16 protein-coding genes are annotated in these 14,422 nt (G+C 70.3%); 7 read left to right on the top strand and 9 right to left on the bottom strand.

Translation table 11 applies throughout. From position 1 onward, the window contains the following. Nucleotides 1–11: 11 nt before the first annotated feature. From AC07NS_RS14650 to AC07NS_RS14630, 5 genes are read right to left on the bottom strand one after another with little or no spacing between them, the layout of a single operon-like run. Nucleotides 12–770: an NTP transferase domain-containing protein gene (locus AC07NS_RS14650; RefSeq protein WP_494604938.1), complete on the bottom strand. Its 759-nt coding sequence runs from the start codon at nucleotides 768–770 to the stop codon at nucleotides 12–14. Then, nucleotides 770–1,924, bottom strand: coding sequence for a ceramide synthase (gene bcerS, locus AC07NS_RS14645; RefSeq protein WP_494604351.1), 1,155 nt, complete (start codon nucleotides 1,922–1,924; stop codon nucleotides 770–772). The genes AC07NS_RS14650 and bcerS overlap by 1 nt, the downstream gene beginning before the upstream one ends. Continuing rightward, nucleotides 1,924–2,985, bottom strand: coding sequence for an LptF/LptG family permease (locus AC07NS_RS14640; RefSeq protein ID WP_494604349.1), 1,062 nt, complete (start codon nucleotides 2,983–2,985; stop codon nucleotides 1,924–1,926). The genes bcerS and AC07NS_RS14640 overlap by 1 nt, the downstream gene beginning before the upstream one ends. After that, nucleotides 2,982–4,175 carry an LptF/LptG family permease gene (locus AC07NS_RS14635; RefSeq protein WP_494604937.1) on the bottom strand — a complete coding sequence of 398 codons (1,194 nt, stop codon included), beginning with the start codon at nucleotides 4,173–4,175 and terminating at the stop codon, nucleotides 2,982–2,984. The genes AC07NS_RS14640 and AC07NS_RS14635 overlap by 4 nt, the downstream gene beginning before the upstream one ends. A 32-nt stretch (nucleotides 4,176–4,207) precedes the next feature. Next, nucleotides 4,208–4,645 carry an HIT family protein gene (locus AC07NS_RS14630; protein WP_494604347.1) on the bottom strand — a complete coding sequence of 146 codons (438 nt, stop codon included), beginning with the start codon at nucleotides 4,643–4,645 and terminating at the stop codon, nucleotides 4,208–4,210. Between the two features lie 72 nt (nucleotides 4,646–4,717). Here AC07NS_RS14630 and AC07NS_RS14625 point away from each other — a divergent pair, with 72 nt between their 5' ends. Beyond that, on the top strand, nucleotides 4,718–5,203 hold the full coding sequence (locus AC07NS_RS14625; RefSeq protein WP_492854986.1) for a DUF2141 domain-containing protein: 486 nt from the start codon (nucleotides 4,718–4,720) through the stop codon (nucleotides 5,201–5,203). A 149-nt stretch (nucleotides 5,204–5,352) separates the two neighbouring features. Here AC07NS_RS14625 and AC07NS_RS14620 read toward each other — a convergent pair whose 3' ends face one another. After that, nucleotides 5,353–6,240, bottom strand: a complete 888-nt coding sequence (locus AC07NS_RS14620) for a metallophosphoesterase family protein (protein ID WP_494604345.1) — start codon at nucleotides 6,238–6,240, stop codon at nucleotides 5,353–5,355. 150 nt (nucleotides 6,241–6,390) lie between these two features. On the opposite strand from AC07NS_RS14620, the gene AC07NS_RS14615 reads away from it, so the two are divergent. From AC07NS_RS14615 to AC07NS_RS14590, 6 genes are all read left to right on the top strand, one after another. Beyond that, nucleotides 6,391–7,440: a CDP-alcohol phosphatidyltransferase family protein gene (locus AC07NS_RS14615; protein WP_494604935.1), complete on the top strand. Its 1,050-nt coding sequence runs from the start codon at nucleotides 6,391–6,393 to the stop codon at nucleotides 7,438–7,440. Further along, the gene (locus AC07NS_RS14610) at nucleotides 7,440–8,351 is read left to right on the top strand and encodes a diacylglycerol/lipid kinase family protein (RefSeq protein WP_492854984.1); all 912 of its coding nucleotides are present in this window, start codon (nucleotides 7,440–7,442) and stop codon (nucleotides 8,349–8,351) included. The genes AC07NS_RS14615 and AC07NS_RS14610 overlap by 1 nt, the downstream gene beginning before the upstream one ends. Next, nucleotides 8,348–9,262: a hypothetical protein gene (locus AC07NS_RS14605; RefSeq protein WP_494604343.1), complete on the top strand. Its 915-nt coding sequence runs from the start codon at nucleotides 8,348–8,350 to the stop codon at nucleotides 9,260–9,262. Before AC07NS_RS14610 ends, AC07NS_RS14605 begins: the two co-directional genes overlap by 4 nt. Before the next feature lie 32 nt (nucleotides 9,263–9,294). After that, the gene (locus AC07NS_RS14600) at nucleotides 9,295–9,840 is read left to right on the top strand and encodes a helix-turn-helix domain-containing protein (protein ID WP_494604341.1); all 546 of its coding nucleotides are present in this window, start codon (nucleotides 9,295–9,297) and stop codon (nucleotides 9,838–9,840) included. Nucleotides 9,841–9,994: 154 nt separating this feature from the next. Continuing rightward, on the top strand, nucleotides 9,995–10,336 hold the full coding sequence (locus AC07NS_RS14595) for an endonuclease domain-containing protein (RefSeq protein WP_494604933.1): 342 nt from the start codon (nucleotides 9,995–9,997) through the stop codon (nucleotides 10,334–10,336). 133 nt (nucleotides 10,337–10,469) lie between these two features. Continuing rightward, the gene (locus AC07NS_RS14590) at nucleotides 10,470–11,684 is read left to right on the top strand and encodes an MFS transporter (protein WP_494604339.1); all 1,215 of its coding nucleotides are present in this window, start codon (nucleotides 10,470–10,472) and stop codon (nucleotides 11,682–11,684) included. A gap of 231 nt (nucleotides 11,685–11,915) precedes the next feature. On the opposite strand, the gene spt is transcribed toward AC07NS_RS14590, so the two are convergent. The 3 genes from spt to AC07NS_RS14575 all read right to left on the bottom strand — a co-directional run bounded on the left by spt (nucleotide 11,916) and on the right by AC07NS_RS14575 (nucleotide 14,422). After that, nucleotides 11,916–13,130 carry a serine palmitoyltransferase gene (spt, locus tag AC07NS_RS14585; RefSeq protein WP_110118121.1) on the bottom strand — a complete coding sequence of 405 codons (1,215 nt, stop codon included), beginning with the start codon at nucleotides 13,128–13,130 and terminating at the stop codon, nucleotides 11,916–11,918. Between the two features lie 3 nt (nucleotides 13,131–13,133). Further along, a complete protein-coding gene (locus AC07NS_RS14580; RefSeq protein WP_198575767.1) occupies nucleotides 13,134–13,385 on the bottom strand; it encodes an acyl carrier protein in 252 nt (83 codons plus the stop codon). Between the two features lie 80 nt (nucleotides 13,386–13,465). After that, nucleotides 13,466–14,422, bottom strand: a complete 957-nt coding sequence (locus AC07NS_RS14575) for an NAD-dependent epimerase/dehydratase family protein (protein ID WP_494604337.1) — start codon at nucleotides 14,420–14,422, stop codon at nucleotides 13,466–13,468.

Genomic DNA, 14,422 nt, shown 5'->3' with positions numbered 1-14,422 from the left:
CCCGTTCGCGTTCAGGCCGTCTCCCCGACGATCCGCCGCACCAGATCCAGGTCAGCGGGCTTGTCGACGTCCACCGCCGCCAGGCCGTCCTCGGCGCGCACCGCCGCCGCCTTGACGCCGGCCAGGGCGCCGAGGCGGGCGATGGCTTCGTCCAGGGTCAGCAGGCCCAGCAGGTAGCGGACCAGCAGGCCCGGGCCGAGCATGGCGGCGATCTTCCAGGGCTGCTTGCGGTTCTGCTCGACGCGGCGCCAGAGGGCGATGGCGGGCAGGGCGGCCTCGCTGCGGAAGAGGAAGAGGTTGCAGCCCGAAAAGCGGCCGTCGCGAAACTTCAGATAGGTGCGCTTCGTGTCCGGCGCGGCGGCGCGGACGCGTTCCTCCGGGGCCAGCATCAGGGCGACGTCGGCGCCCTGCGGGGCGTCGGCCAGGAACTGGGTGATCCACTCGGGCTTGAGCAGCGCGTGATCGACCGTGGTGATCAGCAGCGGAAGGCCCAGGCTCTCGGCGCCCTCGCGCACGCTCTGGCTGGGGCCTTCGGTCGAGGCGGCGATGGCCTGCACGCCTTCGGGCAGGGCCGAGACGATGGCCGCGTCGGAGGTCGAGACGCCGACCGCTTGCGCACCCGCCGCCTGCACCGCGCCGAGCACGCGGTCCAGCAGGGTGCGTCCCTCCAGCGTGATCAGGCCCTTGTGCGAGACGCCGGCATAGGCCGCGGCGCTGTCGACCTCGCCCGGCCGCGAGCCGGCCAGCACCAGCGCCTTGAAACCGTGAATCACAGCGCCTTCTCGTAGACGCGATAGGTCTTGTAGATTTCCGAGCCCAGGGACTCGGCGATGCGGCGCATGGGCATGTTCTCTTCCAGCACCCACGAGATCTCGAAGCGCTCGTAGCCCAGCGCCAGGGCCGAGGTGCGGCCGGCGTGCATCATCTGGAACGGCAGCATGCGGCCGCGGATGCCCTCGGCGAACTTGCGCTTCACGCCCATCAGCGGGATGCGGGCCGACTTCACGCGCTTGACCTTCAGTCGCCACAGCAGCTTGGCCCAGCCGAACGGCAGCAGCTTGCCGCCAAGATCGCGGATGGCCTCGTTGACGTTGGGCAGGAACACCAGGAAGCCGGCCGCCTCGCCGTCGATCTCGGCGAACCAGGTCAGGCGCTTGTCGATCACGGCCTTGAGGGCCTTGGCCAACTGGGCGGTCTCGGCCTCGGTGGTGGGGGTGAAGCCCCAGTTGTCCTTCCAGGCGTCGTTGAGGATGTCGGTCAGGGTGGCGACCTCCTCGTCGTAGCGGCTCATGTCGAGTTGGCGCAGCACGACGCCGTCGGCCGGCGGGCGCTCGGCGCGGCGGCGCACGGCCGGCGGCAGGTCGGCCTGCATCGGGGCGTAATAGGCGTAGACGTCCTTGGCCTTGGCGTAGCCCTGCTGCTCGACGCGGGCCCCGGCATAGGCCGGATCATGGCCCATCATCACCATCGGCGGGGTGTCGAAGCCGTCGACCAGCAGGCCGACCTCCTCGTTGATCGACAGGTTGAACGGACCCATCACGTGGGTGCGGCCGCGCTCGCGCAGCCAGGACTCGGCGGCCGCGAACAGGGCGGCGAAGACGTCTGAGTCGTCTTCGGCGGCGATCAGACCGAAGTGACCATCGAGGCGCCCGGGGACCTTCTGCGGCGTCAGCTCGTCGATCTGGGCGCTGATCCGGCCCACGTCGCGACCGCCGCGCACGGCCAGGAACAGCTGCACCTGGGCGTGGGCGAAGAACGGGTTGGTCTTGGGCGACAGGGCTTCGGTCCGCTCCAGGAACAGCGGCGTGATCCAGCTTCGATCTTTTGCATTGAGGCGGGCGGGCAGGGCGATGAAGCGCTTCAGCTCTTCAGGCGTGCGCACGGGCAGGACCGAGATCGCCTCGGCCGCGGAATCGAAAGGCATCATCCCTCCAGGGATACGAAGGCGCGCACCGCGAGGGCGGTGAAGACGGCGGGGGCGGCCCAGGCGGCCAGGATCGGCGACAGCGAGCCGGACTCGCCCAATGCCGACAGCAGGCCGTCGGCGACCAGATAGACGAGGCCGGCGGCCAGGCCCGAGGTCAGCAGGATCGCGCCCTGGCCGCTGCGGAAATTGGCCCAGGCGACAGGGGCGCTGAGCAGCAGCATGACCAGGGCCGCCAGCGGTCCGGAGAAGGCCGTCTGCAGGCGGGTGGCGTAGAAGCTCTGCGGCCGGTCCGAGCCGCCGTTCTCCAGCGCCCGGCGGGCCGAGGCGGCCGACGGGGCGGGGGCGTCGGCGAACAAGGCCTGCACGTCGGCGGGGCGCAGGGCCGTGGGCCAGGTGGCCGAAGCGGCGACCATGGGTTCCACGCGATCGCCGATGAAGCGGGTGGTGACGGGCTTCTCCAGTCGCCAGGCACCCTTCTGGAAACTGGCGACCGGGGCCACGACCCGCTCGGTCAGGGCGCCGGACTTGTCGCGGCGATAGATGGTCAGGTCGCGCAGCTCCGCGCCGTCGGCCAGGGCTTCCTTGGCGGTGACCAGGTCCTCGCCGGCGCGGAAGGTGCGGGCGGTCGGGGGCTTGCGCTCGGCGACCGGGGTGGTGGCGGCCCACCAGGCGCTGAGCGTCGGGTCGGTGCGCGGCGAGATCACCTGGGCGCACAGGGCGTCGAGGGACAGCACGGCGATCGCCACCGGCACGGCCATCAGCACGATGCGGTAGCCGGAGATCCCGCTGGCGCGCATGGCGACCACGGCGTTCTCGCGGGCCAGTTGCGAGAAGGCGAACAGGCCGCCGGCCAGCACGCCCAGCGGCGCGACCTGCTCGAACAGGCGCGGGGCGCGCAGGGCGGCGTAATAGAACACCCCGGCGACGCCCAGGCCGCGGTCGAGGATGTCGGTGGTGACTTCCAGCAGGTCGAGGATCTGCAGGATGGCCATCAGGATCAGGATCGCGCCGAGCACCCGGGTGGCGACTGTGCGCAGGACGTAGAGCGGCAGCTTCATGCGGCGCGCTCCTTGCGCTGGAAGGCTCTCAGTACGCGGCGGAACCAGGCGCTCATGGCCAGGACGAGGCGCGAGATCGGCGTGTCGCCGGGGCGCGTGCGGCTGCCGACGAACAGCCAGACGGCCAGGCCGGTGAACACCAGGAACGGCGCGCCGACGGCGGGGATGGGGGCAAGACGGCCGGACTCGGCCAGGCTCTGGCCCAGCAGCAGGCTGTGCTGGAAGGCCAGCAGCAGCACCCCGGCCAGCAGCAGGCCCGGCGCGCGGTTGCCGCGCTTGGCGGCCAGGCCCAGCGGGAAGGCCAGCAGCGGCAGGAACGGCAGGAAGGCGGCGCGCGCCAGGCGGCCGTAGAACTCGGCCCACAGGGTGGCCTTGGGCACGACCGGGTTCGGTGAATTGGCCTGGCGGGTCAGCTCGATCAGGGTCAGTTCGCGCTCGTCGCCGCCTCTGGCGCGCAGCAGCCCGGCGGCCGCCTTCAGCGGGGCCTGGGTGGTCAGGTCGTCGAAGGCCAGGCTGCGGTAGTTGCCGCGGGCGTCGCTGCCGATGCGGCGGCCCGACCTCAGGCGCATGGTCACGGTCTTGCCGTCGGCGGCGACCTGCAGGGTGGCGCTGGCGGCGGTGATCAGCTCTTCGTGGCCGGCCGCGTCGGGACGGCGGATGAAGACGCGGGTCAGGGTCTGGCCGGCCAGGTCGGCGCTGTCGGCGGTCATCAGCGAGCCGTCGTCGTCGATGAAGGCCCCGCCCGAGAGCCGGCCGTTCCAGCCGGCGTTGACGGCCGCGTGCATGACGGCGCGATAGGCGTAGCGGCTGTAGGGCTGGACGTAGCCGAACACGGCGATGCTGAAGACGCTGAGCGCCAGGCCGATGCAGACGAAGGGCGCGGCGACGCGTTCAAGGGATTGCCCGCCGGCCAGCAGGGCGTCGATCTCCGAGCCGTCCGACAGCTTGCTGATGACGATGAACAGGGCCACGAAGAAGGCCACCGGCAGGGCCAGGCCCAGATAGTGCGGCACCAGGTTGAGGGCCAGCTGGGTAACGTAGTCGAAGCGGGCGCTGCTCTGCGACAGCAGGTCGAGCAGGCGCAGCACGCGCTCCAGCAGCAGGGCGACGACGGTCAGGCCCAGGCACCCGACCAGCGGCCAGAACAGCAGGCGCAGCAGGTAGCGGTCGATCAGGCCAAGGGCCGTCAACCGCCGCGGATCGGGTTTCTTCCTCTTGCGGCTCACGCGGCGACCCACGCCTCGGCGAAGTCCTGGGCCAGGCGGGCGACGGCGTCGTCGTCCAGCGCGACGGCCGTTCCCAGGGCCGGGGCGGCGGGCCAGCCGGCGTCAGGGAAGCTTAACCCCTCGTGGTCGCGCGCGCCCTCGTAGCGGGGCAGCACGTGGAAATGGACGTCGCGGTCGACCATCATCAGCATCAGGTAGTTGATCTTCTCGTACGCAACCTTGGACTTCAAAACGCGTTCGATCCCGGCGATCGCCGTCTGCATGTCGGCGAAGGCTTCGGGGCTCAACTCCGAAAAGGCGTGAGCGGGTTCCTTGCATACGAGGACGAGAGACCCGAAAGTCGGCTGCTTGGGACGGACCAAGACCAGCCAGCGATCGGTCTCCGCGACTTTCGAGCGGGGGTAGCCGAACGCGAGGGCTGTGGGATTGGGCATGCGGCAACCGATACTGCGGGCGAGTCCGGACGCGGATCGCGACGCGGCGACAATAGGGACACGACGTTTTACATGGAAGCACGAACCGTTCTTCCAGGCCTTGCGGCGCTAGGGACGCTGCTGGGCGTGCTGGGAATGGCGGCGCCGGCGACGGCGAAGCAGGACTGCGTCGGACGCGACACGGGCGTTCGGCTGACGGTCGAGGTCGGAAAGCTGAAGTCCGACTCAGGGCTGGTGACGGTGACGATCTATCCGTCCGACCCCAGCCGGTTCCTGGCACCGCGCGGCAAGCTCTTGCGCCTGCGGGTGCCAGCCAGCGCCCCGACCACCGAGGCCTGCTTCAACCTGCCCAAGGCCGACATCTATGCGGTCGCGGTCTATCACGACAGCAACGGCAACAAGGACTTCGACCGCAACGCGGTGGGCGTGCCGACCGAGGGCTATGGCTTCTCCAACGACGCTCCGTCGCGCTTCGGCGTGCCGTCGTTCGATTCGGCGCGGATCAACGTGAAGTCGGGCGACAACACGATCCGGGTGCGGATGCGCTACGGGAAGTAGGGGGCTTCAGATCCTCCCCCAGAAGGGGGAGGTGGCCCGAAGGGCCGGAGGGGGAAGTCCCTGCTGGCGTCGCGGCGTTGCTGGCTGACAGGCCACATCCCCCTCCGTCGGCTTCGCCGACACCTCCCCCTTCAGGGGGAGGGTCTTGGCTAAACCAGCGAATACCGCCCCAGCTCCCGAATCCCGCCGGTTTCCGGATCGAGCCCCCGCGCGATCACCCGCAGCGAGAAGCCGCCGTCGCGCTCCTCGATCTCCAGCGCGTGCCAGCGCGCCGGCGAGTGGCCGCCGCTCCAGGCCGAGGCGGACGGCACGCCCAGCACCGGGATGGCCTTGCCGTCGGGGCCGGGCACGCTGGCCGTCAGCGACTCATGGGCGTGGCCGTGCAGCACGAGGTCGGCGCCGCGCCGGGCCAGGACGGCGCGCAGGTCGGCCTGGTCTTCGAGCGCCTTGCGCGACGACACCGCCCCGGCGTTGGGCGGATGGTGCAGCAGCACCACCTTGAAGCGGTCGCCATAGGCCGGGTCGGCCAGCAGGGCGTCGAGTTTTTTCAGCTGCTCCGCACCCAGGCGGCCGGTGGCCAGGTGCGGGGCGGTCGGCACGGCCGAGCACAGGTTGAACAGGGCTACGGGGCCGCGCAGCCGCACCTGCGGGAAGGCAGCCTCCTCGTCGTCGCCCAGCCAGGCGGTCCATGGGGCGAAGCGGCCTTGGGCGCTCTCGCCGACCAGGGCGTCGTGGTTGCCGGGGCTGACGGTGACGGTCTCGGCCGGACCCAGCGATCTTAGCCAGCGCGTGGCGGCGTCGACTTCGGCTTCCGAGGCGAAGTTGGTCAAATCGCCGGTGATCGCCACATGGTCGGGGGCGTGGGCCGCGAGGTCGGCGACCAGGGCGGCCAGCACTTCGGGCCGGTGGACCTTGCGCTTGCGGCGCCAGGCGATCCGGCTCAGCAGGCGCTTTGACGCGATGTCACGCAGGCGAAAGGCGCCGGGCGGCGGCGGCAGGTGAGGGTCGGAAAGATGGGCGAGGCGGAATATCGACAAGAGCGGCCGGTGCGATTGTGGCGAATTGCGACGAAGCTGCTTATCAATCGCCTCGGCTTTCAAGGGGTTTAAGTTCCGGTGACGGGTGAAATCAATCCGGCAGGTTCGCGCGCCGTGACGGTGGGCGAGAGCCAGGGACGCATCTGGGGCATGACCTCGGGCGAGCGGCTGTCGCGCATCTATCGTCGGATCGGACTTTCCGAGGGCGCCGGAGAGGGCGACGTCGTGGCTGTCCACGCCGGCTGGGTGTTCGACGAGTCGCTGATCAAGGCCCTGGCCGGACGACCCTGGGCCGTGCTGGTCGACGACGCGGGCGCGGCCGTGGCGGTCAATGCTCCGGCCGAGGTCGCGCAAGCGGCCGTCGCGGCCCTGGCGGCCGGCGATGATCCGTCGAGCGTCGATCCGCGCTTTGTCCGCCTGACCGCGCTGGAAGTGGGCTCGGCCTACAACAGCGCCTTGCGCAAGCGCGAGCCGCCGGTGCTGGAGCGCCTCGACAAGGACACCGTCCGCGCGGTCGAAAAGCGCCTGTTTCAGGGCTCGTACAAGGGCGTCACCGATCTGGTCACCAAGTACGTCTGGCCGACCCCGGCGCGGATCGTCACCCGCTGGTGCGCCCTGGCCAAGATGACGCCCAACCAGGTGACCTTCATCGGCTTCCTGCTGACCATCGCCGCCTTCGTGCTGTTCTGGCGCGGACAGTTCGGCTGGGGCCTGGTCTGCGCCTGGATCATGACCTTCCTCGACACGGTCGACGGCAAGCTGGCCCGGGTGACCCTGACCTCGTCCAAGTGGGGCAACGTCTTCGACCATGGCATCGACCTGGTGCACCCGCCGTTCTGGTGGTGGGCCTGGTATGTCGGCGTGTTCGCCGTGGGCCTGTCGATACCTTGGGCGCCGTGGCTGCTGGCCATCGTCGTCGGCGGCTACGTGGCCCAGCGGGTGGAGGAGGGGATCTTCCTGTCCCTCTTCAAGCTGGAGATGCACGCCTGGCGGCCGTTCGACAGCTTCTTCCGGCTGATCACCGCCCGCCGTAACCCCAATCTCATCCTGCTGACCGCCACGGCTCTGGTCGGCCGTCCGGACATCGGTTTCGTGCTGGTGGCCGCCTGGACGGCGATCTGCTTCGTCGTCCACGCCGTCCAGATCCTGCAGGGCTTCGCCGCCCCGAAGGGCTCGATCCAGAGCTGGCTGTCGCGGTGATGCGCGTCGGCGTCGTCCGCAATCCGCGCAGCCACGCTAACCAGGGGCGGGTGCATGCGCCGACGCCCGAGGGCGTGCGCGTGGTCGAGCCGGCGACGCGCGAGGCGCTGTCCGAGGAACTGGCCCGCTTCGCCGACGAAAAGATCGACCTGCTGGTCATCGACGGCGGCGACGGCACGGTGCGCGACGTGCTTGGCCTGACGCCGGCGACCTTCGGCGACGACATGCCGATGCTGGCGGTGGTGCCGTCGGGCAAGACCAACGTCCTGGCCATCGATCTGGGCGCGCCGCGCGACTGGCGGCTGGAAGAGGCGCTGGCCGCCGCCGCCCAGCCCGAACCGCGGGTCAAGATCCGCGCCCCGCTGGAGGTGCGCTTCGCCGACGGCCGTCCGCCGCTGCGGGGCTTCTTCTTCGGCCTGGGCGCGCTGGTGCGGGCCACGGCCCTGTCCAAGCGCGTCAACCGCATGGGCGTGTTCCAGAGCCTTTCGGTGGCGGTGACCCTGGCCGGGGCCGCGATCGGCGCCCTGTTCGGCGGGGCGCGCGACCAGTGGCGGCAGGGTGTGGCGGTCAAGGTGGCCATCGACGGCGAGGCCCAGCCGGCCGGAGAGCGCTTCGTACTGCTGGCTACGGCCCTCAAGCGCCTGCCGTTCGGCCTCAAGCCGTTCGGTCCGCCACGCGAGGGGCTGAAGGTGCTGGACGTGGATGCGCCCCCCAGGCGCCTGCTGCGCATGCTGCCGACCGTGCTGTCGGGCAAGCCCAAGCCGACCCTCGAGGCGCGAGGCTACCGTCGTCGCGACCCGGCGGCGCTGTACGCTTCGGGCCAGTTCGACTTCGTGCTCGACGGCGAGGTGTTCGAGGGCGGCAAGATCGCCGTGGCCCTGGGCGCGCCGCTGCGGTTCGTGGTCGGATGAGCGCGGTCCGGCCGCTGGTCGAGGCCGAACTCGACCAGCCGATCCCCGCGCCGATCCGCGCCTTCGCCGAGCATCTGACGGGCCTGTTCCCCAGCGCCCAGGCGGTGCTGTTCTACGGCTCGATCCTGCGCACCGGCGACCTTTCGGGCGTGCTGGATTTCTACGTCCTGACGCAGCGGCCGCCGCGCGGCCTGCGCGGCGTGGCCACCCGCATCCTGTGGCCCGACGTCAGCTATCACGAGCTGGAGCATGACGGCCTGACCCTGCGGGCCAAGGTCGCCTCCATGACCCTGTCGCGCTTCGCCCAGGCCGTGAAGGGGCGGGGGATCGACACCACCCTGTGGACCCGCTTCGTGCAACCGTCGGGACTGGTCTGGGCGGTGGACGCCGCCGCCCGCGAGACGGTGATCGAGGCCGTGCGCCGCGCCGCCCGCACCGCCGCCCGCTTCGCCACGGCCCTTGGGCCGGAGGAGGGCACGCCGGAGGCCTATTGGACGGCGCTGTTCCAGGAGACCTACGCCGCCGAGTTCCGGGTCGAGAAGTCGGGCCGCGAGGCCTCGATCCTGGCTTTCGACCCCGGCCACTACCAGCGCCTGCTGCCGGCCTGCTGGGCCGACGACGGGCGGCTCGACGGCGAGGGGCGGCCCGTCCCGGAGATGTCGGCCATCGAGCGCAAGCGCCTGAAGAGCGCCTGGCGGCTCCGTCGCAATCTCGGCAAGGCGTTGAACGTCGCCCGGCTGATCAAGGCGGCCTTCACCTTCCAGGGCGCGGCCCGCTACGCCGCCTGGAAGATCGAGCGCCACACCGGCTTCAAGGTCGAGCTGACCCCCTGGCGCGAGCGCCACCCGGTGCTGGCCGCGCCGGGCGTGTTGCTGCGTCTGTGGAAGTGGCGGCGGGCGCGGGGCGGCTAGCCTCCGCGCGGGCGTGGAGTTACCCTGGGGGCATGCTGCACGACCTTCCCGTCGGCCGGGCCCTGCGCAGGTTCCGGCGCCTCAACGCCGTTAAGCAGGGCCATCTGGCCGAGCTGCTGGCGGTGTCGCAGGCGACCGTGTCGCGCTGGGAAAGCGGCGCGCAGGAGCCCGACGAGGCCCATCGCGCGCGCATCGTCGCCCTGATCGCGGCCCAGGCCGGCCATCGCGGGGACTCGGCCCTCAAGCGCCTGGTCGAGACCTCGACGATGCCGGTGCACCTGGTCTGCGACGCCACCCATCAGCTGCTGGCCGTCTCGCGCCCGCGGGCGGCGACCTGGGCGGTGGATGCGTCCGAGATGCTGGGAACCTCGCTGTGGCGCTTCGCCAGCCCCGGCGTCGTGGCTGCCCAAGCGGCTCTGGCCGACGGCGGCTGGTTCGAGCGGTCTTATCAGCAGCTGCGCTTCGAGACCGGCTCGAACGGCCATGACGACATCCCGATCCGGCCGGGCCTGCTGCAGTGGGAGACCGTGCCGCTGTCGGACGGCCGCACGGGCCGGCTGGCGACGACGGTCGGGTAGTGGAAGGCGTGAGCGGCCCCAGGAAACCCCTCTCTCTTAGAGAGAGGGAGGGGCCCGCCGCGAAGCGGTGGGAGGGTGAGTGGTTTCGCCGATCACAGGAAAATCCCAATTCCTCTGCTTGAGAACGCAGGACGGCCGTGCCGAGGCTTTGGGTATGGACAGGACCGCCTACGCCCGTCGCCTTCGCCAGCGCCAGACCTTGGCGGAAAAGACGCTCTGGGCCCTCGTCCGCAACCGTCGCCTCGCCGGCTTCAAGTTCATGCGGCAGATTGCGATCGACCGCTATTTCGCAGACTTCATCTGCGAGGCTCGCAAACTGATCGTGGAGCTGGACGGCGCCGCTCATGAGGGCCGCGAAGACTACGACGAGTATCGCACCACCAGTTTGGAGCAGCTCGGGTACGTCGTCCTGAGGTTCCACAACGAGCAGGTGCTGACCGATCCCGGCGGGACCGCCGAGGATATCCTGGCCGCGCTCCGATCGGCTAGACCGTAACCACTCACCCTCCCACCGCCTACGGCGGCGGGCCCCTCCCTCTCTCTAAGAGAGAGGGATCTGTTCGTGGATACGCCCCCCGCGCATAAGTTTTACGTGTCCTCGCGCGACGGGGCGCCCTAGAGGGGCGGCCATGATCCGTACATGGCTGAACATCATCGCGCTCTGGCTCATCGGGGTGCTGGCCGCCGCGCAACTGCCCAAGATCGCCGTGCTGGCGCCGGTGCTGCGCGAGACCTTCCATCTGTCGTTGGCGGGGGCGGGCCTGCTGGTGTCGCTGCTGGAGATCGGCGGGGCGGTGTTCGGCATCGCGGCCGGACTGGCGCTGGGCCGCTTCGGAGGGCGAAGGTTCCTGGTGAGCGGCCTCTTCGTGCTGCTGGTCTGCAGCGTCATCGAGGCCTTCGCGCCCAACGCCGGGGTGCTGTTCGCGGCCCGGGCGGTCGAGGGCGTCGGCTATGTGCTGGTGGTCATCGCCGCGCCGACCATGATCGTCGCCATCGCGCCCGAGCGCATTCGCGGCCCGGCGCTGGTGCTGTGGAGCACCTTCGTGCCGGTCGGCGTCGCCGCCGGCAGCGGCGTCACGGGCCTGGCTGTCGCGGCGACCAGTCCGAAGGGCGCGCTGCTGCTGTGGGCGGTGCTGTGCGGCCTGGGCCTGGTGGCCGCCGCTCGCCAGGCGCAGGGCGGACGCAGCGAGGCGCGCATGACCTGGCCGGCCCCGGCCGCCGTGGTGCTGACCTTCGGTTTCGGCCTCTTCACCGTCTTCGTCTGCGCCCTGACCATGCTGCTGCCCAGCTTCCTGACCGAGCGGGTCGGCGCGAGCCTGTCGGGCGCCAGCCTGGCCACGGGTCTGGTGTCGCTGACCGCCTTGCCGGCCTCGGCCATCGCCATGCGTATCCTGCATGGGGCGGGCGTGGATCCGCGCCGGGCGGTGGTCGCCACCGTGGTTCCGGCGCTGCTGGCGGCGGCGCTGGTGTCGGTGTTCGTCTTCCATCCGGCGGTGGTCGGACGCGGGGCGGTCGCGGTGTCGATCGTCGCGGGCCTGGCCTTGCTGCTGGGCGGGATCGCCTCGCCGATGGTGTTCGCCCGCTTGCCCAGCCTGGCCGGCGCCAGCGCGCCAGACGATCCCAGGATCGCCTCCGCCAATGGCCTGTTGACCCAGTTCGGGGCCGGCGGGGCCCTGATCGGCCCGCCGCTGGGCGGCCTGGTCGTGGGCCGCTGGGGCTGGCAGGGCCTGGGCGTCTGCGTCGCCGTGCTGGCTGTGGCCATGCTTGCCGCGCTGCTGGCGGCCGAGCGGATGGGGCGGGCGGGCGTGGAGGCCGAGGGCGACCTGGCGGGCCAGCGGACCTGACGCGTCCATCCCACACTCCCGTCATTCCCGCCCTTGTGGCGGGAAACCCTCTGTCAGCCGCAAGGGCGGATGGGGCGGACTGCTCAGCAGTCCGCTGGCGCCTCACCTGCGAGCGGAACCAGGGGTTCTCGCCACAAGGGCGAGAATGACGGGCTGATATGTGGGAGCCAAAACGAAAAAGCCCCGGCCTTGCGACCGGGGCTTTCGTCTTTTCAGCTTCTCGCCCGCGCCTTAAGCCGTGGCGCGCTTCTGGCCGTCGATGACGCCCAGCGCCGCGCCGACTTCGGCGAACACCTTGAGGACCTGGTCGATCTGTTCGTGGGTGTGGGCGGCGCTGATGCTGGCGCGCAGCAGCGGGCGGCTGTCGGGCGTGGCCGGCGGCAGGGCGAGGTTCAGGTAGACGCCCGATTGCAGCAGGCCGTTCCACATGGCGATGGCGCGTTCGACGTCGGGCATGGTGGCCGCGACGATCGGGCTGGCGGCCGGACCGGTGACGAAGCCCAGGGCGTTGAGGCCGTCATAGAGGCGGCAGGCGTTGCTGTTGAGCTGTTCGCGCAGCTGCGGCTTGGCGATCATCTGCTCCAGGGCGACCAGGGTCGAGGCGACCACGGCCGGGGGCAGGGAGGCGGTGAACATGTACGGGCGGCAGATCACCCGCATGACCTCGAAGTCGTCGAGGCTGGAGACGCAGAAGCCGCCGATGGCGCCCAGGCTCTTGGAGAAGGTGCCGACGATGAAGTCGACATCGTCTTCCACGCCCGCGGCTTCGGCCAGGCCCCGGCCGGTGGCGCCGAGCACGCCCATCGAGTGGGCTTCGTCGACCAGCAGATAGCCGCCCATCTCGCGCTTGATGGCGGCGATTTCCTTGAGCGGCGCGGTGTCGCCGATCATCGAATAGATGCCTTCGACGACGATCAGGCGCTCGCCGGGCACGTCCTTGAGGCGACGCAGGCGCTTGGCCAGGTCTTCTGGATCGTTGTGGCGGAAGCGGATGACTTCAGCATGGCCGAGGCGCGAGCCGTCATAGATCGAGGCGTGGCTGTCGGCGTCGAGGATCAGGTGGTCGCCGCGGCCCACGAGCGTGGACAGCACGCCCAGATTGGCCTGGTAGCCCGTGGTGAACACCATGGCGTGCTTGCGGCCGTAGAACTTGGCCAGCGCTGTCTCCAGAGCCACGTGGGCTTCGAAGCTGCCGTTGGCGATGCGGGAACCGGTGGTGCCGGTGCCGCGTTCCTGCACAGCTTTGACCGAGGCGGCGATCGCCTTCTCGTCGAAGGTCAGGCCCAGATAGTTGTTGGTGCCCAGCAGAATCGTCGGACGGCCATCGACCACGCCTTCAGTGGGCGAGACGACGGCGTCGAAGCGGACGGTGAACGGGTCGGCGCCCGCTTGCTGGATGGCCTTGTACGCGTCGCGATAGGCCAGATGCTTGTCGAACAGACCCATCGGTCAAGCCTTGGTTCGGAGATCGTTGATCAGTTTGGAGAGGTCGCCGGTGGTTTCCACCGAGGCGAGGCGATCGAGGGGGATGGAGATGTCGAAGGTGTCTTCCAGCTCCATCACGATATTCATCAGGGCCAGCGAATCCACGGCGAGGTCGCGGCCGATGTGGGTGTCGTGGGTCACCTCGACGGTCCGGCCGAGCACCTTGCTCGCGGCCAGGCCGATCTCACGCAAACTCAGATCCGTCACTGTATCCATGCCAAACGCCAGTCGCCCCCGACACAAGCACTGTCACCTCACCGTAACAGTGTCTCTGTCAGATATCTGCCACAATTGAACTAGTCGCTGTATTTTTTCGGCAACCAGCCGTGAAGGCGATACCAGTCAACCGTATCGCCGAAGCCGGCGGCAACATCGTGTCGACTCGACGAGGGCGCAAGGGACGGATCGGTCAAAAAGGCCCAATCGGGGTGCGACAGTTCGCGCGCCTTGCCCGAACCGAACACCGTGGGTTGCTTTGAAAGCCGGCTCGCCACATCGGCGACCGCTCCGGCGGTGTGAATGACCGCGTCGGGGATGCGGAAGAGGCGCGGCGGCGGGGCGCCGACGGCGGTCGCGGCGGCGGCCATGATCTCGCTCCACGTATAGCCGTCGGGACGGTCGTCGCAGATCGAGGCCAGGCCCGTGCGGTCGCCTTCCAGCAGGTCGAGGATCTGGGCGGCGGCGTCGTGCACGTGGATCATGGCCACGCGTGAGGCGGGCGACAGCACTGGCAGTAGCGGGCTTTTCTGGGCGGCGGCGAACAGGCCCAGGGTCTCGCGGTCGCCGGGGCCGTAGATGGCCGGCGGGCGGATGACCAGGGCGCCGGGCAGGGCGGCCAGAACGGCCTCTTCGCCGGCCCGCTTGCTGGCGGCGTAGTCGGAGAGTTGCGGCTCGCGGGCGGCGAGGCTGGAGATCAGCACCAGGCGGGCGCCGGCGTCACGCGCGGCTTGCGCCACCGCGACCGCGCCGGCCACATTGACCTTGTCGAACCCCGCACGAGAGGCGGCCTTGATCAGGCCGGCGGCGTGGATCACCGCGCCGGCGCCGTCGCAGAGGCGCTTCAGGGCTTGGGGACTGCCGAGATCGCCCAGCACCACCTGCGGCTCGATCCCCCGCCAGAACGGCGAGACCGGGTCGCGGCGCGACAGGATGCGCGGAGCATAGCCGCGCTCGGCCAGGGCGCGGATCAGGTGCTGGCCCAGGAAGCCGGTCGCGCCGGTGACGGCGACGACGCGATTTCCGGCCAGGGCCAC

The sequence above is a fragment of the Caulobacter sp. GW821-FHT10A10 genome (assembly GCF_059415745.1).
This window is presented reverse-complemented; position numbering and strand designations above follow the sequence as displayed.